Origin of the sequence: Vogesella fluminis, from assembly GCF_014652335.1 — a bacterium.
In the GTDB taxonomy this organism is placed as follows: Bacteria; Pseudomonadota; Gammaproteobacteria; order Burkholderiales; family Chromobacteriaceae; genus Vogesella; species Vogesella fluminis.
In genome coordinates this window covers 44,752-65,412 of record NZ_BMYP01000016.1, presented here as the reverse complement: position 1 = coordinate 65,412, position 20,661 = coordinate 44,752, and the positions used below count along the sequence as shown (strand labels likewise).

Genomic DNA, 20,661 nt, shown 5'->3' with positions numbered 1-20,661 from the left:
AAGTCGGCGTCGTTCAGCGGATCGCCAAGGCCGGCGGCGACCAGGTCTTCGCGCGTCAGCAGGAACACGAAGCCGTCGCCGCTCTGCGTTTCCATCCACATGAACGGCAGGCTCGGGTAGGCCGCTTCCAGCACGTCGCGGTTGTGGCCGATCTCGACCAGCAGCACGCCTTGCGGATTGAGCAGGCGCGCGGCGTTCTGCAGGATCACGTGGGTGGCGTCCAGGCCGTCCTCACCGGAGCCGAGCGCCAGTTCCGGCTCGTGCAGGTACTCTTGCGGCAGCGCGTCCACCGATTCGGCGTCGACATAGGGCGGGTTGGAGATGATCAGGTCGTACGGCTCTTCCAGCCCCTCCACCAGATCGCTGTGGATCAGCTGGATGCGGTCTTCCAGGCCGTAGTTCTGCACGTTGATGCTGGCCACTTCCAGCGCGTCCAGCGAGATGTCGACGGCGTCGATGTCGGCGTCCGGATAGTGGTGCGCCAGCTGGATCGCCAGGCAACCGGAGCCGGTGCACAGGTCCAGCGCGCGGTGTACCAGTTCCGGGTGTTCGATCCACGGCTCCAGTGGCTCGCCCAGCAGCTCGAAGATGAAGGAACGCGGCACGATCACGCGTTCGTCGACGTAGAAGTTGAAGTCGCCCTGCCACGCCTCGTTGGTGAGATAGGCCACCGGCACGCGCTCTTCGGCGCGGCGCTCGATCAGTGCCACCACCTGCTGCACCTCGTTCGGCAGCAACTGGGCGTCGAGGAAGGGCTCCAGGCGGTCGATCGGCAGCTTCAGCGTCGACAGGATCAGGTAGGCCGCCTCGTCGTAGGCATTGCTGGTGCCGTGGCCGTAGGTCAGCCCGGCATCGGTAAAGCGCGACACGGCAAAGCGCAGCAGGTCGCGGACGGTTTGAAAAGTGCTGGCAGCTTCGGCGTACATGGCATTCCCTTTAAAAAGCTGGCGGCACGAGTGCGTCGTGCCGCCTTGATAATGCGAAAGGTTGGCCGCGGCCAACCTTGGTCTGATCAGACCGCCATCGCGGCGGTCAACTGGCGGCGATTATCGCTCAGAACGGCAGCGCTGCGCTGGTTTCCTTGGCCAGCACGCGGCGGAAGTCGTTCTGGATGCGCTCCAGCGCCGCCTGGTTGTCGGCCTCGAAACGCAGCACGATCACCGGCGTGGTGTTGGAGGCGCGCATCAGGCCGAAGCCGTCGGCGTACTCCACGCGCAGCCCGTCGATGGTGATGATGTCCTCGGCGCCGTCGAACTGTGCCGTCTGCTGCAGGCGCTCGATCAGCGTGTGGTTCTCGCCCTCGGCGGTCTTCAGGTTCAGCTCCGGCGTGGACAGCGCGTTGGGCAGCGCATTGAGCAGTGCCGACGGATCGGCGACACGCGACAGGATCTCCAGCAGGCGCGCGCCGGCGTACAGGCCGTCGTCAAAGCCGTACCAGCGCTCCTTGAAGAACACGTGGCCGGACATCTCGCCGGCGAGGCCGGCGTCCGGGTGCTGCTTCAGCGCCGCCTTCATGAAGCTGTGGCCGGTGCGGTTGATCATCGGCACGCCCCCGGCAGCGGCGATCGCCGGTGCCAGCAGGCGGGTGCACTTCACGTCGTAGATGATCTTGCTGCCGGGCTGCCGCGACAGCACGTCCTGCGCGAACAGGATCAGCTGGCGGTCCGGCCAGATGATGCTGCCGTCCTTGGTGACCACGCCCAGGCGGTCGCCGTCGCCGTCAAACGCCAGGCCGATTTCGGCGTCGGTGTCCTGCAGCGTGCGGATCACGTCCTGCAGGTTTTCCGGCTTGGCCGGATCGGGATGGTGGTTGGGGAAGGTGCCGTCCACCTCGCAGAACAGCTTGTGCACCTCGCAGCCGAGGCCGCGGAACAGCTCCGGCGCGAAGTCGCCGGCCACGCCGTTGCCGCAGTCGACCACCACCTTCATCGGCCGCGCCAGTTTGATGTCGCCGGTGATGCGGTCGAGGTAGGCGTCGACGATGTCGTGGGTGCTGTAGCCGCCGTGGCCGTCGGCAAAGTCGTTGTCGACGATGCGCTGGTACAGCTTCTGGATCCAGTCGCCGGCGAGGGTGTCGCCGTCCAGCATCATCTTGAAGCCGTTGTAGTCCGGCGGGTTGTGGCTGCCGGTGACCATCACGCCGGAGAAGGTTTCCAACTGGTAGGCGGCGAAGTACAGCATCGGCGTGGCAACGCGGCCAACGTCGATCACGTCGACGCCGGCTGCGCGGATGCCATCGGACAGCGCGTGGCACAGCTCGGGGCCGGACAGGCGGCCGTCACGGCCGACACAGATGGTGCCGACCTTGCGCTCGCGCGCTTCGGAGCCGATGGCGCGGCCGATCAGGCGCGCGGCGTCGGCGGTGAGGGTGTCGCCGACGATGCCGCGGATGTCGTAGGCCTTGAAAATGGAGGGAGAGATGGTCATTGCTCAAACCCGATCAGAAGTAGAAGGTTGGCCGCAACCGCCGGCGCTCTGCCGGCGGCCGGGTATTCATTATAGTGACTGGCTCAGCTGTACCAGCGCGTCCAGCTTGGCGCGCGCCGCGCCGCTGTCGATCACGGAGCGGGCCAGCGCCACGCCATCGGCCAGGCTGGCCGCGACGCCGGCGGTGTAGATCGCCGCCGCGGCATTGAGCAGCACGATGTCGCGCGCCGGGCCGGACTGGCCGTCGAGCACCGCCAGCAGCATGGTTTTCGACTGCTCGGCGCTGTCGGCATGCAACGCGGCCAGTGGCGCGTAGGCGATGCCGAAGTCGGCCGGGTCGATGCGGTATTCGCGGATGGTGCCGTCCTTCAGCTCGGCGATGCTGGTATGGCCGGACAGGGTGATCTCGTCGAGACCGTCTTCGCCGTGCACGATCATCACGTGCTGGCTGCCCAGCTCGCGCAGCACGCGTGCCTGGATGCCGACCAGATCGGGGTGGAACACGCCCATCACCTGGTTGGGCGCGCCGGCCGGGTTGGTCAGCGGGCCGAGGATGTTGAAGATGGTGCGCACCGCCAGCTCGCGCCGCACCGGCGCCACGTACTTCATCGCGCTGTGGTAGTTGGGCGCGAACATGAAGCCGACGCCGATGTCGTCGATGCAGCGGCCGACCTGCTCCGGGCTGAGGTTGAGGTTGACGCCGAGCGCCTCCAGCACGTCGGCGCTGCCGGAGCTGGACGACACCGAGCGGCCGCCGTGCTTGGCGACACGGGCGCCGGCCGCCGCCGACACGAAGGCGGCGGTAGTGGAGATGTTGAAGGTATGGCTCTTGTCACCGCCGGTACCGCAGGTATCCACCAGCCGCGTGGTGTCGCTCACCGGCACGCGGGTGGCAAACTCGCGCATCACCTGTGCCGCGGCGGCGATTTCCGACACGCTTTCCGTTTTCACGCGCAGGCCGATCAGGATGGCGGCGATCAGCGTCGGCGGCACTTCGCCGCGCATGATCTGGCGCATCAGGTCCAGCATTTCATCGTGGAACAGCTCGTTCTGGTCGATCAGGCGATTGAGGGCGGCCTGCGGTGTGATCATCTTTTTTCTCCGGCGTCTGCGGCGCTGTGCGGTTTAGGCGAATTCTTTCAGGAAGTTGTCCAGCATCTGGTGGCCGTGCTGGGTCAGGATGGACTCGGGGTGGAACTGCACGCCCTCGATCGGCAGCGTCTTGTGGCGCACGCCCATGATCTCGCCGTCGTCGGTCCAGGCGGTGATCTCCAGGCAGTCCGGCAGCGACTCGCGCTCGATCACCAGCGAATGGTAGCGGGTGCAGGTCACCGGGTTGGGGATGTCGCGGAACATGCCGATATCGTGGTGCGCCACCGGCGACACCTTGCCGTGCATCAGCTGCTTGGCGTGGATGATCTTGCCGCCAAAGGCCTGGCCGATGCTCTGGTGGCCGAGGCACACGCCCATGATCGGCAGCTTGCCGGCAAAGTGGTGGATGGCCGGCACCGAGATCCCGGCCTCGTTCGGCGTGCACGGGCCGGGCGACAGCACCAGGTACTGCGGCGCCAGCGCCTCGATTTCTTCCAGCGTGATTTCGTCGTTGCGGAAGACCTTGACTTCCTGCCCCAGCTCGCCGAAATACTGCACGAGGTTGTAGGTGAAGGAGTCGTAGTTGTCGATCATCAGTAGCATAGCGGGTCTACAAGCCTTATTCCTCGCGGCTTACGGTGCCGCATCCATGAATTTTATCCTGTTTTGCCGTGGACTCCGTGGGAAGTCAGCGCAACAGACTGACAGGATAACATGATGGAATTCAGGCTGCCTCTTGGTGCCGGCATGTCACGCCATACGGCGCCCAAGCCATCGGACGCAGCCGCGGTGGACTGAGCACCAAGATCCATGCCATGGTGGATGCACTGTGCAACCCCACAGGTTGTTACCTCGCACCCGGACAAGCATCCACCCAGAAAGGCGCCGATGTCTTGCTTCACCAGTACTGGCGACCATACTTGCGGCCAATCCTGATGCAGTCCATGAGCAGGAAAGGTTCTTGCCAGCGGCATGGCTTGCATTGATCGTGCTTACCCGGCCCGGTGCTGGCGCCGGAAATCCCACGGCGGTACCGGCGTGGCATCCTGCCACAAGCCCTGTCGCTGTTGCTGTGCAGCCTGCTGCGCCTGCTCATAGCGGCTGAATTCCTGCGCCGACTGTCCCTTGCGCGCGTATTGCCGGTAATGCCAGGCATAACCGGCGCGTAACTGGCCGAGATTGACATCCTCATCGCCCAGCCAGATGCGGCCAACGTTGCGGCCATAGCGGTCCTGCTCCAGCACCTCGACCCGCACCTGCCGGCGGTACAGCTTGTCGGACAGTTCCTGCTTGGCCTTGGTGCCGAACGGCTGCGCCTTCTCCGGCGCGTCGATAAAGGCAAAACGCACCTTGTGCTGCTGCCGGCTGTCGTCCAGCACGGTGATGGTATCGCCATCGGCGACGCCCACCACCACGCCCTCGATCTGCCCATCAGCGCGGTGCGAATCACCGGCATCCGGCCAAATGGCACCGGCCAGCGCTCCCAGCAACAGCACGCCGGCGGCGATCTTGCGCACTGGCGAGGCGCCGGAAAACAGGGTTGTCAATGCACGCAGATGTTGCGCCTGTACTTTCATGCCCACTCCATCAAATGAAAAAAGCGGCCGTCATGGCCGCCCGCTGGCAACAGCCGGTCTCAGTCCTTGCGGCGCGGCTGCCACAGCACATCGGCCACCTGTGCCTGCTGATTCAGGTGGCGCGCCAGGATGAACAGCACGTCCGACAAGCGGTTGAGATACTGCCGCGGCAAGCTGCGCAGGCTGTCAGCCAGCAGCACCAGCGCGCGCTCGGCGCGACGGCATACGGCGCGCCCCTGATGCGCCACCGCCGCGGCGCGGCAACCGCCCGGCAGGATGAATTCCTTCAGCATCGGCAGCTGCGCATTCCATTGCCCTGCCTGCTGTTCCAGCATCGCCAGCTGTGATTCGTGCAGTGCCTCGTAGCCCGGCACCGCCAGCTCGGAGCCGAGATCGAACAGGTCGTGCTGCACCTCGGCAAGAAAGGCGTCCACCTCGGCCGGCAAGGCCTCGCAACGCAGCAGGCCGATGATGCAGTTCAGCTCGTCGACCTCGCCCAGCGCCATTACCCGCGGCGCGCTCTTGGACAAACGGCTGCCATCGCCCAGCCCGGTGGTGCCATCATCACCGGTGCGGGTCATGATCCGTGATAGACGGTGCCCCATTACTGTTCTTCCCCCTGTCCGGCTTGCGCCTCGCGTATGGCCTCGCGCAGCGATTCGCGCAACGCTTCGGCCAGCATCATGTCGAAATCTTCCTTCAGGTGCTGCATGACGCCGGACATCAGCTGCCTGGCCTGCATTTCCAGCGCATCCTGCATCCACAGCGTCAGCTCCACCTTCATGCGCGGCAGCACGCGCGCGTACAAGGCATCGGTCAGCGCCTCGGCATCCAGTGGTGATTGCGCCTCGCCGGGTGCCGTCTCCGGTGCCGGCACCTGGGGCTGGCTTACCTCTTTTATTCCTGACAGCTGCATGGTGGCTGCGGCCAACCCTGTCTCTGCCGGCATTGCCATTGCGGCGGGCACGACCAAAGGCTGCTGCAGCGGCAAGATTGCATCCTGCGTTGTCAGGTCAAACGGCGGTTCCGCGCCCAGGTCGCGCGCCCAGGCCAGTTCCACCTCGCGATCCGGCACCGCAGCTCCCGCCTTGTCACTCTCCAGCCCGGCCACCAGATCCGCCGCCAGGCCCAGGCCGCCGCCCAGCACCCCGGTCGGCAGACTGTCCAGCGGGATACTCCTGCCCAGCGGATAGCCATGCACCGTCGCATCATCACCGGCCTCGTCCGGCAGCGTCTCCAGTGCAGTGACGTAGGCGGCGGCCACCCCGACCGGTGCCGCGCCTTCTGCGGCGGCAAGGTCAAAAGCAAACTCGTCGCCTTCCGGTTCTTCGTCCATCGCTGCCGCGGGCGCGGTGGTACCGGTTGCCGGTGGCAAGGCCTCCGGCTCGGACAGCAGCGGCAGCTCAAGCGTGACGGCCCCCTCCTCTGCGACGGCATCTCCGGCCGGGCACGCCGCATCGGCCATTGGCCCGTCGCTGGCTGTGACTTCCGTAGCGGCAATCGCCTCGTCTGGTGCCGGTTGCGGCATCCCGGCCGCAGCAATATCCGCCCCGGCAGGCGCTGCCACAAGATCCGGCGGCACTTCGTCAAGCATGGTGACCAGCGGCACTTCGGATCCCGCCGTCAGTTCCGGCACCGGTTCTGTCGCCACGATGCCCATGTCTGTTCCGGTAGCAGCCGACTCCGCAACCGGCGGCGATGCCTCCCACGGCACAACTTCCGCCTCGGCCAATGCATCAGCTTGCGGCGCTGCATCGGGCAGAGCGGCGGCCTGATCCAGCCACGCAGCCAGGCCTGCTGCCGCAGCAGCGGCAGTCAGCCCGGCTTCTGCCGTGTCCGGCAGCGGTACATTGTCCATATCCGCCAGACTTGACTCCGGCATGCCGGCGGCGACCATCTCTTCGTCGCCGGACGTCTCTACTGCCGACAGCGGCAGGTCATCGCCAGGCAAGAACACTGCGGCCAACGTTTCCGTCACCAGCGGTACCTCGGCCAGCGACGGCGCTGCCTCCACCTCTACTTCACCTGCGTCATCGGCCCTGTCCGTCGGCCACGGTACCTGTGCCACGGCATCCTGCTTCGCTGCCGGTGCGCCATCGCCCCCCACCTCCGGCATGGCAAAACCGGGCAGCACCTCGCCCAGATCCATGTCGTCCGGCAAGGGCACATCCAGGTCCAGCGACGGCAGCCGTCCGATCAGGGCCTCGGCATCCAGTGCGCCGTCGGCAGCATCCGGCGCCTGCTCGCCGGCGGACAATACCTCGTCCAGCGTCAGGTCTGCCGGGAAGTCAGGTCCGGCATCGGGCAGCGCCTCGGCCAGCTGCGCCATCTCGGCACTGAAATCAAAATCGGGGATGTCGAAATCGACCAGCACCGGCACCTCGGCCTGCGGTGGCAATTCCGCCACCTGTGCCGCCGGAGTTTCGACGATTTCGGTCAGCACCGGCAGGGAATCCCAGTCCGGCAGCGGGGCTTGTGGTTCAGTCATGGCGGGCATCACTCATATTGTGATGATGGATTTCGAAACCGCTATCCAGATAGCGGCGATAGCGCTGTCTGGCGGTCGCCTTGGAGGCATCGTCGCTGCCGACCACCTCCAGAATGCGCGGGAAGCGCTGCGGCGCGTCGGGGAAGGCCGGCGACAGGTTGAGCAGCACCAGTCCCTCGGCGGCGACGGCAAAATCCGTCGCCAGCAGCACCGGCGTTTCCGCCGCCAGCGCATCGTTCGCCGCGCAATGCGGGATGAACTCGGTGTCGCCATAGGCCCACAGCTGCGCGCTGAAGCCGCGCAACGCCGCCTCGTCCGGCAGCACGATCAGCATCCGCTCACCCTTGCGGTAAACGGTACGTGCCGCCCGGCATGCAAACGGGTACAGGGCGGCGACGTCGGTGTAAAAATCAATCCGCGTCATCTTCAACCACTTCGGACAATTCGCGACGTGGACGGCCACGGCGTACGACATTGCCCAAGGCGATATCCGCACGGTCCTGCAGGAACTGCACCAGCAACGGCACCGGCCGACCGGTGGCCCCCTTGTCCTTGCCGCCGCGCCATGCGGTACCGGCGATGTCCAGGTGCGCCCAATCGTAGGCCTTGGCGAAGCGCGACAGGAAGCAGGCGGCGGTGATGCTGCCACCGGCGCGGCCGCCGATATTGGCCATGTCGGCAAACGGGCTCTTCAGCAATTCCTGGTAGTCGTCCCACAGCGGCATGTGCCAGGCGCGGTCGCCGACTTCTTCGCCGGCGGCGATCAGCTCCTTGGCCAGACCGTCCTGGTTGCTGAACAGACCGGTGGCGATATTGCCCAGCGCCACCACGCAGGCGCCGGTCAGTGTCGCCACGTCCACCACCGTCGCCGGATTCAGGCGCTCGGCATAGGTCAGCGCGTCGCACAGGATCAGGCGGCCTTCGGCGTCGGTGTTGAGCACTTCGATGGTCTGCCCCGACATCGAGCGCACGATGTCACCCGGCTTCAGCGCGCGGCCGGACGGCATGTTTTCGCAGGTCGGGATCAGCGCCACGATGTTGAGCGGCAGCTTCATCTCCACGGCGGCGCGGAAGGTACCCAGCACCGAGGCGGCACCGCCCATGTCGTACTTCATTTCGTCCATGCCTTCGCCCGGCTTCAGCGAAATGCCGCCGGAATCAAAGGTGATGCCCTTGCCGATCAGCACCACCGGCCGCTCGGTACGGTCGCGGGCGCCGAAGTGCTTCAGCACGATGAAGCGCGCCGGCTCGTCGCTGCCGCGCGCCACGGCGAGGAAGGAATCCATGTTCAGGGCGGCGATCTCGTCCGGGCCGAGCACCTCGACCTCGCAGCCGAAGTCTGCAGCCAACGTTTGCGCCGTTTGCGCCAGATAGTCAGGCGTGCAGTGGTTGCCCGGGGTATTGGCCAGGTCCTTGGTCAGCTTCATGCCGGCGGCAATGGCCTGGCCGCGCTGCAGGCCGCGTTCGCCGTCGGCGAGGTCGCTGCGGCGCGGTACGGCAAAGGTGAACTTGCGCGGTTCGCGCGCCTCGTCCTGCTTGGACTTGAACTGGTCGAAACGGTAGAAGGCATCGACGGTGGCGACGGTGGCTTGTTCCACCATCCACTCCACATCGTGTTTTTTGACGTGCAATTCCGACAGGTAGCTGACGATTTCGTTGGCCTGGGTCGAGGCCAGTGCCTTGACCGAGGCACGGATCGCCTCGCGGTATTCCTTGGCGCGGAAGTCGCGCTCCTTGCCGAGGCCGACCAGCATCACGCGGTCACACAGCGTGTGCGCCACCGAGTGCAGCAGCAGGGTGGAGCCAAGCTTGCCGTCCATGTCGCCACGCTTGAGGACATCGGTCAGGAAGCCGTTGGAAATGCGGTCGAGCAGGTCTGCGGCAAAAGACAGCTTGCGGGTTTCGTAGACGCCGACCACAACGCAGGCGACGCGCTGTTTTTCCGGGCTTCCGCTTTTGATGTTAAACTCCATGACACAGCTCTCCGATGTATGTTGGGATCATCAAGGCGCATCCCGTCAAGCTTTTGGCTTGGCTTGAATCTACCGGCCCACCTTGATTTTTGACCGAAAGCCTCTTCGGCTAATATTTCTAATTATCACTACCCTTTTGACGCATTGTCAAAAACAGGCCCGCTTTAATATGCTTTTCAAGAAAAGCCTTACGCGCGAACTGACTTATACCAGTATCGGCGTTTTTTTCATTCTGCTGGCGATTTTGCTGACCACCCAATCCATCAATCTGCTCGGCCGCGCGGCACAAGGGCGCATCGCCAACGAGGCGGTGGCGGCGCTGATCGGTTTCTGGACGCTCGGCTTCTTTCCGGTGCTGATGATCCTGACCGTGTTCGTCAGCGTGATGGTGGTGTTCACCCGCATGTGGCGCGAGCATGAAATGGCGGTGTGGCTGGCCAGCGGCAAGTCGCTGTCCGACTGGGTTGGCCCGGTGATGCGTTACGCGCTGCCGCTGAGCCTGCTGGTGGCCGCCGGCACGCTAGTGGTCGAGCCGTGGGCGCAGCAGCGCAGCCGCGAATATGCCGAAGTGCTGAAACAGCGCGAGGAGATGACCGCGCTGGCACCGGGCGTGTTCAAGGAATCGCGCAGCAATGACCGTGTCTACTTCATCGAGAGCTACTCCGTCGCCACCGGTGCCACCCGCAACGTGTTCGTGCAGAACATCGCCGATGGCGAGGTGTCGTCGGTGTTCGCCAAGGAAGGCCAGCTGGGGCGGGACGAATTCGGCAACCGCACGCTGACCCTGCGCAACGGCCGCCGCTATGTCGGCGAGCCGGGCAGCGGTGCCTTCGAGGTGGTGGAGTTCGACAGCTACCGCATCAAGATCAGTGACAATATCCGCACCGCGGTGCCGCAGATGGACAGCAGTACGCGGCCAACCTTGCAGCTGTTCGGCAGCGACGATCCGAAAGACCGCGCCGAGCTGGCCTGGCGCCTGTCGCTGCCGCTGTGCGCGCTGCTGCTGGCGCTGCTGGCGCTGCCGCTGAGCTACTACAACCCGCGCTCCGGCCACGCCTACAATCTGGTGTTCGCGCTGGGCGCCTATCTTGCCTACCAGAACCTGCTCTGGCTGCTGCGCAACTGGATTGCCAGCGACAAGCTGCCGAGCGCGCTGGCCATCCTGCCGGCGCACCTGCTGATCCTGCTGCTGGCACTGGCCTTGCTTCACTACCGCAACCGTCCTGCCGGCTCGCTGCTGCCGGTGCTGCGCGGCTGGCTGCGAAAGACCCCGTAAATGAAGACCGTACGCAACTACATGATGGCGCGCTTTTTCGGCGCGACCCTGTTCACCCTCGCCTGCCTGCTGGGCCTGTACGGCTTTTTCGACATCATCCGCGAAGTGCCTGACCTCGGCAAAGGCAGCTACCAGACCGGCACCATGCTGGCCTACGTCGCGCTGCAGATCCCGGGCCACGCCTACGAGCTGATGCCGCTGGCGGTGCTGATCGGTGCGCTGGTGGCGATGTCGCAGCTGTCCGGCAGCGCCGAGTACACCGCCATCCGCACCTTCGGCGTCTCGCTGGGGCAGATCGCCCGCTTCAAGCTGATCTTCGGCCTGATCATGGCGCTGTCGGCGCTGGCGCTGGGCGAATTCATCTCGCCGCAGTCGGAACAGATGGCCGAACGGCTGAAGCTGCAGTCGACGCGTTCGCTGATCGCGCAGGAGTTCCGCTCCGGGCTGTGGGTGAAGGACGACAACAACATGATCAACGTGCGCGAGATGCTGCCGGACAACACCCTGCTCGGCATCCGCATCTACAGTTACGACGACGAGTACCGGCTGATCCGCAGCGAGTTCGCCGAGCGCGCCACCTACCGGGGTGAAGGCAACTGGCAGCTGGAAGGCGTGCGCTCGTCCACGCTGCACGCCGACCACGTCAGCACCTCGCGCCAACCCGGTCGCCAGTGGCAGTCGGTACTGCAGCCGGACATCCTGTCGGTGCTGCTGGTGGTGCCGGAACAGATGTCGGCGCTGGACCTGCTGACCTATATCGAGCACCTGCAGAACAACCACCAGAAGACCCAGCGCTACGAGATCGCGCTGTGGAGCAAGCTGTTCTACCCGCTGGCCTGTATCTCGATGGCGCTGGTGGCGCTGGCGTTCACCCCGGCCCAGCGGCGCCAGAACGACCTCGGCGTCAAGCTGTTCACCGGCATCAGCCTCGGCATCGCCTTCCACTTCTGTAACCGGCTGTTCGGCCATCTCGGCCTGCTGTACGACTGGAACCCGCTGCTTTCGGCCACCATCCCCACCACGCTGTTCCTGATCGCGGGAGGCTGGGCCATACTCCGACTGGAAAAACGATGACGGCAACCGCACACCAGCAGCTCTGCCAGCGCTGGCGCAAGACCCTGCAGGACGGCCGCGCCACGTTGGCCGCACGCTATACCGCCGACCGCAACGGCCGCGCCTACCTGCAGGCACACAGCGCGCTGGTCGACGGCGTGATCCGCTCCGCCTGGGACGTGCTGGGACTGGGACAGCGCGCGGCGCTGGTGGCGGTGGGCGGCTACGGCCGCGGCCAGCTGTTTCCGCACTCCGACATCGACCTGCTGCTGCTGCTGCCCTCGGCCACCTGCGACAGCCTCAGCAGCTTCGTGGAGGACTTCATCGGCGCGATGTGGGACATCGGCCTCGATGTCGGCCACAGCGTGCGCACCATAGACGAATGCCTGCAGGAAGCGGCCAAGGACATCACCGTCGCCACCACGCTGCTGGAAAACCGCATGCTGGCCGGCAACATCACCCTGTTCCACCAGCTCAACAGCGCGGTCGAGCGCAACCGTGACCCGCTGCCCTTCCTGGAGGGCAAGCTGCTGGAGCAGCAGCAACGTCACAGCAAGCACTACGGCCTCGGCAGCAACCTGGAGCCGAACATCAAGGAAAGCCCGGGCGGCCTGCGCGACCTGCACACCATCCTGTGGATCAGCAAGGCCATCGGCGTCGGCCAGACCTGGGACAGCCTGATCAGCAACGACATCCTCACCGCCTCCGAGGCGCGGCTGCTGAAGTACAGCGAACGTCAGCTGGAACGCATCCGCATCGACCTGCACCTGGCCGCCAAACGCCGCGAAGACCGGCTGATCTTCGACCTGCAGAACACCGTCGCCACCATGTCCGGCCTCAGCGACGACGATGCCCGCCGCGCCAGCGAACAGCTGATGCAGACCTTCTACAAGGCCTCGAAGAACGTCAGTCAGCTCAACGGCATCCTGCTGCCCAACCTGCGCGCGCGCTACGTCTGCACCGTGCCACGGCTGACGCAGGATCTCGACGAGCACTTCTACAGCGTCAACTGCATGCTCGGCATCCGCGATCCGGACATCTTCGAGAAGCAGCCGTCGACCATCCTCGGCGCCTTCCTGCACATCCAGCGCCACGGCCTGCGCGGCATGGCACCGCGCACCCTGCGTGCGCTGTGGCACGCGCGACGCCAGATCAACGAACGCTTCCGCCGCGATCCGCACAACCGCGCGCTGTTCATGCAGTTCTTCAAGGAACCGGTCGGCCTGACCCGCACCCTGCGCCGCATGAACCTGTACGGCGTGCTGGGCAAGTATCTGCCGGCCTTCGGCAAGATCATCGGCCAGATGCAGCACGACCTGTTCCACGTCTATACCGTCGACGAACACATCCTGATGGTGGTGCGCAACCTGCGCCGCTTCGCGGTGCCGGCGTTCAACCACGAATACCCGCTGCTCAGCCGCCTGATCGACGAATTCGAGCGCCCGGAAGTGCTGTACATCGCCGGCCTGTTCCACGATATCGCCAAGGGCCGCGGCGGCGACCACTCGCAACTGGGCATGGCCGATACCCGCCGGTTCTGCGAGGCGCACGGCATGGCCGCCGCCGACACCGACCTCGCGGAATGGCTGGTGGCGCAGCACCTGACCATGTCCAGCGTGGCGCAGAAGCAGGATATCTACGACCCGCAGGTGGTGCAGGAGTTCGCGGCCAACGTTGGCGACCTGCGCCATCTGGTGGCGCTGTACATCCTCACCGTCGCCGACATCCGCGGCACCAGCCCCAAGGTGTGGAACGCGTGGAAGGCGAAGCTGCTGGAGGACCTGTTCCAAGCCACGCGGCGCAAGCTGCAGCAAGGCGGCGAAGTCGATCTCGACCTGGAACTGGCCGAACGCATGAAGGCGGCGCAGACCATCCTGCGCCTGAATGCGATCCCGGACGGTGCCGAGCAGGCGCTGTGGCAGCACGTCGACAGCATCTACTTCCTGCGCCACGAGGCGCGCGAGATCGCTTGGCATGCCCGGGTGCTCAATCGCAGCGTGCATACGCCAACGCCGATCGTGCGGGCGCGGCTGTCGGAGGACAAGGAAGGCATCGAGCTGCTCGTCTATGCCGCCGACCAGCCCGACCTGTTCGTGCGTATCTGCGCCTTCCTCGGCGGTGCCAGCTACAGCATCGCCGATGCCAAGATCCATACCACCCGCCACGGCTATGCGCTGGACACCTTCCACGTGTTCCTGCCGGAGCACCACGACGGCGATTACCGCGACCTGATCAACTTCATCGAGTTCGAGCTGGCGGCCAACCTTGCACGGCAGGAGCCGATCCGCATGCCGCCGCCCGGCCGCCTAAGCCGCCATCTGAAGCACTTCCCGATCCAGCCGCAGGTGTTGATCCGCGCCGACGACAAGCAACGCCACTACGTGCTGTCCATCGTCAGCGGCGACCGCACCGGCCTGCTGGCCAGGATCGCCAAGGTGCTGTCCGACTATCACGTCAACGTCGATGCCGCCAAGATCATGACCCTGGGCGGCCGGGTGGAAGACTCCTTCTTGCTGTCGCTGCCATCCGGCCACGACGACAAGCTGCTGCTGGCACTGGAAAACGACCTGATCAACGCGCTACGGATATGACAAAATGCTGCACTTCGAAGACCTCATCCCCGGCCGCCGCTTCCACACCGCCAGCCATACCCTGACGCTGGCCGAAATCCGCGATTTCGCCGGCAGCTTTGATCCGCAGTTTTTCCACCTGGACGAGGTTGCGGCCGAGGACAGCGTGTTCAACGGTCTTGCGGCCAGCGGCTGGCACGTCGCCAGCCTGACCATGCGCATGGTGGTGGCCAGCGAGCTGGGACGGGTCGCTGGCGGCCTGGTCGGCATGAAGGTGGACAATCTGCGCTGGCCGCGGCCAACCCGTGCCGGCGACACGCTGCAAACCGAGATCGAGGTACTGGCACAGCGCGTCTCCGCCAGGCAGCCGCAATTCGGCATCGTCACCCTGCAGTGGACGACCCGCAACCAGCATGAAGAAATCGCCGTCCAGCTGGAAACAGCGATCTGGGTGAAACGCAGGGACGGCTGAAAGCCGGAAACCTGCCAATACCGGCCCGGTGCCGGAGCACGGTGCCGCAACCCGGCACAGGAAGGTTCCGTTACTGCCAGCCATTCATGCCGATAGCAAATCACCATTGCGCCAAATACCGGTACCCGCAACAAATGCCAGCTCCGCACCGGTTGTTGCCAGCCGGTTTGCAACACGTGCATAAAAGTAGCCGCCACGCTGGCTAAGCAAGGGCGTCTGGTTGCCATCCAGCGGATTGAGCAGATAACCGATACGCGAGCCGGCAGCCAGAATCTGTCCGGGAGCCGTCTGATACACGACCACGCCACCATGCGGCGCCACTATGGTCTCAACACCCGCCAATGGTGTAACAGCCTGCGGTGCCAGTGGTGGCTCGACCCGTTCGCCATCCAGCACGCCGACCCAGCGCAGCCATGCCAGCAGGCCACCTTCGTCACGCGCCGCCAGCCTGTCCTCGACATCAGCCACTCCACGCAACTCGACAGTCAGCGCCAATGGAATATCCAGATGAATACCGAGCCTACCCTCCAGGCGCCGCCAATTCTGTACCACCGCATCATCAAATGACATGCCACCAGCTTCATCGCATAGCAGCGTCGCCCCTGCCTGCAAAAAACCAGCCAGCTCACTTACTGCCTTGAGATGCCGATTATTGCCGTACAGATGCAACACCGCCTCGCTATCACAATGTATATCCAGCACTATGTCTGCCTGCAACGCCATATCGAACAGCGTATGGCGCAGAGCCTCAACCGTGCTTATCACTGGCAGTGCTGCCAGCGCCTGACGCAGGGCCTGACGCACCTTGGCACTGTCTGCTGCCGTATCCAGTTCTGCCACAGCACTCAGATCGGGATAGTAACGATTGAAGTTTTCCGAGCTGATACCATCGAAACGGCCGGAGTGCTGCCCCTGCAAATACTGGGTCATGCCTTGCGGATTAGCCATTGGCACCACGGTCAATTGCCCACGAATGTGCCCTTCACTTTCCAATGCCTCCAACCGGCGGCACAGGCGGTGCAACAACACGATGCCCGGTAATTCATCTGCGTGTAGCCCCGCCTGCAAATAAACATGCGGCCCACTACCCTCCTTGCCGAAATGGTAACTATTGAGCACATGCTGTGTACCGGGCATAACCCCCGGCAGGGTATGTTTCTGGATATGCATAATTGTTGTCAAAAAATACCCGGCCGTAGCCAGGTCACAGTGGGGGTTGTTTGCCGGGGGTGCTCAATCGTACTGGTTGTAGTCAAAATACTGGTCGTTGATCTTTTTGTAGGTGCCATTCGCCAAAATGGTCTTTAGCGCGGCGTTGATCCTGCCCAGCAGGACTTTGTCATCCTTACGCACGGCAATGCCGGAACCGGTACCAAAATATTTCACATCATTCATTTTCGGGCCGAACATCTCGACCTGCTTGCCCTTGGGGCTTTTCTTCAATTCATAAGCACCACCGACATCAATCATCAGCGCATCGATGCGGCCGCTAACCACATCAAGAAATGCATTTTCCACCGTGCTATAGGTATTGAGCTTGGCACCTGCTGGCTGATATCTGGCACGGGCATAGTTCGCCTGGATAGTGCCTTGCTGGACACCGATGATCTTGCCCTTCATGCTCACTGGCGTGCCGTCCAGCTTCTGACCGATTTTGCCGATCAGCGTCGTGTAGCCACCCTGGTATTTGTCACTGAAAGCCACCGCCTTCTTGCGCTCCTCGGTAATAGCCATCGAAGCCACGGCCACATCGAATTTTTTTGCGATCAAACCGGGGATCATGCCGTCAAAATCATTGGCCTTGATCTCGCAATTCATTTTCATTTCACGACACAAAGCCTTGGCAATATCGACATCAAAACCGGTCAGACTGCCATCGGCACGGGTCATGCTGTATGGCGGGAAAGTGCCCTCTGTCACAATGCGCAGCGACTCTTCGGCAAATACGCTCTGGCTGCTGGCAGCAAACAAGGCCAGCACTGCAATCGATAGCTTCTTCATGTCGTGTCTCTTTTCTCCGAGTAGGTGCCGCTACTGTAGGCGCGCCACAAACACGCTACCATGTACGACCAGCCCGCTTTTCACCATGGCTGTACAGGCCGGATTACCAATACAATGGAGACCCCATGCCCTTGCAACTGAACGCCTTTAACGGCTCGCTTATCGAACGCATCACTGCTGCAGTACAGGATGCCGTGAACAGCCGGCAATGGCGCGCCGGTGAGCAAGTGCCCTCAATCCGCCAGTTTGCCACCAGCCACGGGGTCAGCACCTTTACTGTGGTGGAAGCCTATGACCGCCTCGTCGCTGAGGGTGTATTGATTGCACGTCGTGGTGACGGCTTTTATGTGCGTCCGCAAACCACTGGCAACCTGGTTTCTGCACCACGCCAACCGCAGAAGACTGCCGATGCCTACTGGCTGATAGACAACCACTTCAACCCTGCCGATAGTGACCGGCAACCGGGCAGCGGCTGGCTGCCTGCCGACTGGTACGACCAGAGTGGGCTCGGCCGCAGTCTGCGTGCCCTCGGCCGCGACCCACAGCCGCCAGCACACTATGGCGACCCGATGGGGCTGCTACGCCTGCGACAAACACTGGCCGCCAACCTTGGCGCCCAAGGCCTACCGGCGACACCCGACAATATCCTGCTGACGCAGGGCGCCAGCCAGGCGCTGCAACTGGTCATCAAGATGCTGGTAAATAGTGGTGACGTAGTACTGGTAGACGACCCAGGTTACTGCAATCTGATTACGCTACTGAAAATGGCCGGCGCCCGCGTCATCGGCGCGCCGTGGACCTCGCACGGCCCCGATACCACGCAACTGGCGCAGCTGATGCAGGCACACCAGCCGCGCGCCTTTTTCACCAACCCGCGCCTGCACAACCCCACCGGCGCCAGTTACGACCACGCCACCGCCCATCGCGTGCTGCAACTGGCCGAGCAGCACGCCTGCTGGGTGGTGGAGGACGACGTGTCCGCCGCACTGGTCGAACCGGGCAGTAGCCCGTTGCAGGCGCTGGCCGGCACCCAGCGCGTCATCCATATCGGCAGCGTTTCGAAGACGCTGGTGCCGTCGCTGCGGGTCGGCTATGTGGTGGCCAGCGACGAGGTGATCGACGCCCTCGTCAACCACAAGATGCTGACCGGACTGACTTCGTCCCTGATCAACGAACAGCTGGCGCAATCCATGCTGGCCGATGGCAGCTATCGCCGCCACCTGCAGAAACTGCGCGACCGCCTGCTGGCGGCCAACCTTGCCGCCAGAAGCGGCTTTGATGCGCTGGGCTGGCCGGTATTTGCCGAGCCCGCCGCCAGCCTGTTTGCCTGGGTGCAGCTGCCGCCGGAACTGGATGCGGTCCGTTGCACCGAGGCAGCATTGCAGCAGGACATCCTGCTGGCTCCCGGAGTGCTGTTCCGGGCACAGCCGGAAGCGACACCGTGGCTGCGCTGCAATGTCGCGCACCTGGCGCCAGAAGTGTTTACCTTCCTGGCAACCGCTGCTGAGCACAAATAACAAAGGTTGGCCGCAAGCGTGGAGCTTGCGGCCAACCTTTTTGTACTGCACCGGCGGCGGGTGTTACCCGGCCAGATTCACCGCAGCATTCAGACGTTCAGATACGACGACTGCTTCAGGCCGCGGCAGAATTCGGCAAAGTAACTGGAGCGCTCTTCCGCACTCAGCCCGGCGGTGCGCGCCTTGGCTTCGTAGCGGTTGAGGATTTCCTCCGGCGACAGGTGCACATAGCGCAGCATGTCCTCGATGGTGTCGTGCTCTTCCACGCCCTCGTACGACAGGCGGCCGCCTTCGCGCACGTAGACGTTGACCGAATCGGTATCGCCGAACAGGTTGTGCATGTCGCCGAGGATTTCCTGGTAGGCACCGACCAGGAACACCGCGATCAGGTATTCCTCGCCCGGCTTCACCTCGTGCACCGGCATGCTGGACTCGATGCTCTGCTCATCGACGTACTGCTTGACCTTGCCGTCGGAATCGCAGGTCAGGTCCTGCAGCACGGCACGGCGCGTCGGCTGCTCGTCCAGGCGGTGCACCGGCATGATGGGCAGCACCTGGTCGATGGCCCAGGTATCCGGCAGACTCTGGAACACCGAGAAGTTGCAGAAGTACTTGTCGGCCAGACGGTCGGTCAGGTCGTCGAACACCTGACGCTGCGAGCGCTGGCTGGCGGTCAGCTGCGACAGCAGGCGGCGGCACAGCGCGGCGTGCAGCTGCTCGGCGACGGCCTTTTCCTTCAGCGTCATGCGGCCTTCGGCGTACATGTCCGACACTTCCGACGCCAGATGGCTGGCGCGGTAGTAGGTCTCGGTCACCATTTCGGCGTCGGTGAGGCTCATCAGCTCGAACAGCTTGGCCACCGGCTTGGCCAGCAGGCTGACGTCGTCGATCTGCGGCATGGTGTCCGGCAGGCGCTCGACGTCGGTCACGTTCATCATCAGCACCGCGTGGTGCGCAGTCATCGCGCGGCCGGACTCGGACAGGATGCGCGGATGCGGGATGTCGTTCTCGGCGCAGAATTCGTGCAGCATCGACACGATCACCTGCGCGTATTCGTCCATGTCGTAGTTGATGGAGCTGGCGTTGCGCGAGTGGGTGCCGTCGTAGTCGACGCCCAGACCGCCGCCGACGTCGACGTGATCGACCGGCAGGCCCAGCGCGCGCAGCTCGGAGAAGTAGCGGATCGCCTCGCGGAAGCCGGCACGGTAGTCGGCGATGTTGGCGATCTGCGAGCCCATGTGGAAGTGCATCAGGCGCACGGTGTCACCGTGGCCGGCGGCCACCAGCTTGTCCACCGCCGAGATCAGCTGGCCGGCGGACAGGCCGAACTTGCCCTTGTCGCCACCGGTGTCGGCCCACTTGCTGGATGCCAGCGAGGACAGGCGCACGCGCAGGCCGATATTGGCCTTCACGCCCAGCTTCAGGCTTTCCTCGATCAGCAGGTCGACCTCGGACTCCTTCTCGATCACCAGGAACACCTGGTGGCCCAGACGCTGGCCGATCAGCGCCAGGCGGATGTAGTCGCGGTCCTTGTAGCCGTTGCAGATGATGGTGCAACCCTTGGGCGCCAGCGCCAGTACCGCCATCAGTTCCGGCTTGGAGCCGGCTTCGAGGCCGATGGACACGTCCGGGGTGGCGATGATGCTTTTGACCACCGCCTCCTGCTGGTTGACCTTGATCGGGTAGATCGCGGTGTACTGGTTGTCGTAGCCGATGCCGGCGATGGCGTTGTCAAACGCGCGGCACAGGCGGGTGACGCGGTCTTGCAGGATGTCCGGGAAACGCACCAGCAGCGGCATGTCCAGACCCTTGTCCGACAGCGTGTGAGCCAGTTCGTACAGATTGATTTCGCGCTGATGGTTGGCGTTAGGACGCACCTTGACGCAACCGCTCTCGCCGACGTTGAAATAGCCAGCCCCCCAATGCCGGATGCCGTAGAGGCTCCGGCTATCTGCCACAGTCCAAGCCATGAAAGGATTTCCTGCTAAAAATTTGGAAAAACTGCTCCTTAGTGCGCGGCTTTCGGGCTAAGAAAGCTTCATGTGGGCCTGGGATGTCGGAGCGCGCAATAAACGGCTGATCGCCGCAAAATGAGCGCGGATTTTAGCAACATCACGCGCTGTGACAAGCACAATTTTGGACCGTCCATTTTAATCAACACGACACCGGCCACCCCTGCGGCCAACGCCCCAGTGTAGCGTCGTCATGTGAATGT

Annotated in this window: 16 protein-coding genes and 2 pseudogenes; 6 read left to right on the top strand and 12 right to left on the bottom strand. The window is 63.9% G+C overall.

Features of this window, described 5'->3' with window-relative positions; all coding sequences use genetic code 11:
- Window positions 1–38 precede the first annotated feature (38 nt).
- The 4 genes and pseudogenes from prmB to IE083_RS08220 form a co-directional block, all read right to left on the bottom strand.
- Window positions 39–926: pseudogene (gene prmB, locus IE083_RS08235) on the bottom strand (50S ribosomal protein L3 N(5)-glutamine methyltransferase); the annotation flags it as partial.
- A gap of 127 nt (window positions 927–1,053) precedes the next feature.
- Window positions 1,054–2,427 carry a phosphomannomutase/phosphoglucomutase gene (locus IE083_RS08230; RefSeq protein ID WP_189353127.1) on the bottom strand — a complete coding sequence of 458 codons (1,374 nt, stop codon included), beginning with the start codon at window positions 2,425–2,427 and terminating at the stop codon, window positions 1,054–1,056.
- Window positions 2,428–2,496: 69 nt separating this feature from the next.
- Window positions 2,497–3,519, bottom strand: coding sequence for an anthranilate phosphoribosyltransferase (gene trpD, locus IE083_RS08225; protein WP_189353126.1), 1,023 nt, complete (start codon window positions 3,517–3,519; stop codon window positions 2,497–2,499).
- Between the two features lie 33 nt (window positions 3,520–3,552).
- Window positions 3,553–4,122, bottom strand: coding sequence for an aminodeoxychorismate/anthranilate synthase component II (locus IE083_RS08220; RefSeq protein ID WP_189353125.1), 570 nt, complete (start codon window positions 4,120–4,122; stop codon window positions 3,553–3,555).
- A gap of 164 nt (window positions 4,123–4,286) precedes the next feature.
- Between IE083_RS08220 and IE083_RS08215 the strand changes: the two are divergent.
- A pseudogene (locus tag IE083_RS08215) lies at window positions 4,287–4,418 on the top strand (IS5/IS1182 family transposase); the annotation flags it as partial.
- Window positions 4,419–4,511: 93 nt separating this feature from the next.
- Here the strand turns inward: IE083_RS08215 and IE083_RS08210 are convergent.
- Genes IE083_RS08210 through IE083_RS08190 form a run of 5 tightly spaced genes read right to left on the bottom strand, consistent with a single transcriptional unit; the run spans window position 4,512 to window position 9,557 of the window.
- Window positions 4,512–5,096, bottom strand: a complete 585-nt coding sequence (locus IE083_RS08210) for a thermonuclease family protein (RefSeq protein ID WP_189353124.1) — start codon at window positions 5,094–5,096, stop codon at window positions 4,512–4,514.
- Window positions 5,097–5,155: 59 nt separating this feature from the next.
- Window positions 5,156–5,677, bottom strand: a complete 522-nt coding sequence (locus IE083_RS08205; RefSeq protein ID WP_373295179.1) for a cob(I)yrinic acid a,c-diamide adenosyltransferase — start codon at window positions 5,675–5,677, stop codon at window positions 5,156–5,158.
- Window positions 5,678–5,700: 23 nt separating this feature from the next.
- Window positions 5,701–7,584 (bottom strand): hypothetical protein, encoded by a 1,884-nt coding sequence (locus IE083_RS08200; RefSeq protein WP_189353122.1) that lies wholly within the window; start codon window positions 7,582–7,584, stop codon window positions 5,701–5,703.
- The gene (locus tag IE083_RS08195) at window positions 7,577–8,008 is read right to left on the bottom strand and encodes a DNA polymerase III subunit chi (RefSeq protein ID WP_189353121.1); all 432 of its coding nucleotides are present in this window, start codon (window positions 8,006–8,008) and stop codon (window positions 7,577–7,579) included. The genes IE083_RS08200 and IE083_RS08195 overlap by 8 nt, the downstream gene beginning before the upstream one ends.
- Window positions 7,995–9,557 carry a leucyl aminopeptidase gene (locus IE083_RS08190; RefSeq protein WP_189353120.1) on the bottom strand — a complete coding sequence of 521 codons (1,563 nt, stop codon included), beginning with the start codon at window positions 9,555–9,557 and terminating at the stop codon, window positions 7,995–7,997. The genes IE083_RS08195 and IE083_RS08190 overlap by 14 nt, the downstream gene beginning before the upstream one ends.
- Before the next feature lie 169 nt (window positions 9,558–9,726).
- On the opposite strand from IE083_RS08190, the gene lptF reads away from it, so the two are divergent.
- From lptF to IE083_RS08170, 4 genes are read left to right on the top strand one after another with little or no spacing between them, the layout of a single operon-like run.
- Window positions 9,727–10,833: an LPS export ABC transporter permease LptF gene (gene lptF, locus IE083_RS08185; RefSeq protein ID WP_189353119.1), complete on the top strand. Its 1,107-nt coding sequence runs from the start codon at window positions 9,727–9,729 to the stop codon at window positions 10,831–10,833.
- Window positions 10,834–11,907, top strand: a complete 1,074-nt coding sequence (gene lptG / locus IE083_RS08180) for an LPS export ABC transporter permease LptG (RefSeq protein WP_189353118.1) — start codon at window positions 10,834–10,836, stop codon at window positions 11,905–11,907.
- On the top strand, window positions 11,904–14,477 hold the full coding sequence (locus IE083_RS08175; protein WP_189353117.1) for a [protein-PII] uridylyltransferase: 2,574 nt from the start codon (window positions 11,904–11,906) through the stop codon (window positions 14,475–14,477). The genes lptG and IE083_RS08175 overlap by 4 nt, the downstream gene beginning before the upstream one ends.
- Window positions 14,478–14,481: 4 nt before the next feature.
- Window positions 14,482–14,928: a MaoC family dehydratase gene (locus tag IE083_RS08170; protein ID WP_189353116.1), complete on the top strand. Its 447-nt coding sequence runs from the start codon at window positions 14,482–14,484 to the stop codon at window positions 14,926–14,928.
- Window positions 14,929–15,012: 84 nt separating this feature from the next.
- On the opposite strand, the gene IE083_RS08165 is transcribed toward IE083_RS08170, so the two are convergent.
- Together IE083_RS08165 and IE083_RS08160 are read right to left on the bottom strand one after the other, a co-directional pair.
- On the bottom strand, window positions 15,013–16,098 hold the full coding sequence (locus IE083_RS08165) for a M14 family metallopeptidase (RefSeq protein WP_189353115.1): 1,086 nt from the start codon (window positions 16,096–16,098) through the stop codon (window positions 15,013–15,015).
- 63 nt (window positions 16,099–16,161) lie between these two features.
- Complete coding sequence (locus tag IE083_RS08160; RefSeq protein ID WP_189353114.1) at window positions 16,162–16,929, bottom strand: transporter substrate-binding domain-containing protein; 768 nt, start codon at window positions 16,927–16,929, stop codon at window positions 16,162–16,164.
- Between the two features lie 125 nt (window positions 16,930–17,054).
- Here IE083_RS08160 and IE083_RS08155 point away from each other — a divergent pair, with 125 nt between their 5' ends.
- On the top strand, window positions 17,055–18,446 hold the full coding sequence (locus tag IE083_RS08155) for an aminotransferase-like domain-containing protein (RefSeq protein ID WP_189353113.1): 1,392 nt from the start codon (window positions 17,055–17,057) through the stop codon (window positions 18,444–18,446).
- 89 nt (window positions 18,447–18,535) lie between these two features.
- Here the strand turns inward: IE083_RS08155 and speA are convergent, their stop codons facing one another.
- Window positions 18,536–20,416 (bottom strand): arginine decarboxylase, encoded by a 1,881-nt coding sequence (gene speA / locus IE083_RS08150; protein ID WP_189353112.1) that lies wholly within the window; start codon window positions 20,414–20,416, stop codon window positions 18,536–18,538.
- Window positions 20,417–20,661 lie beyond the last annotated feature (245 nt).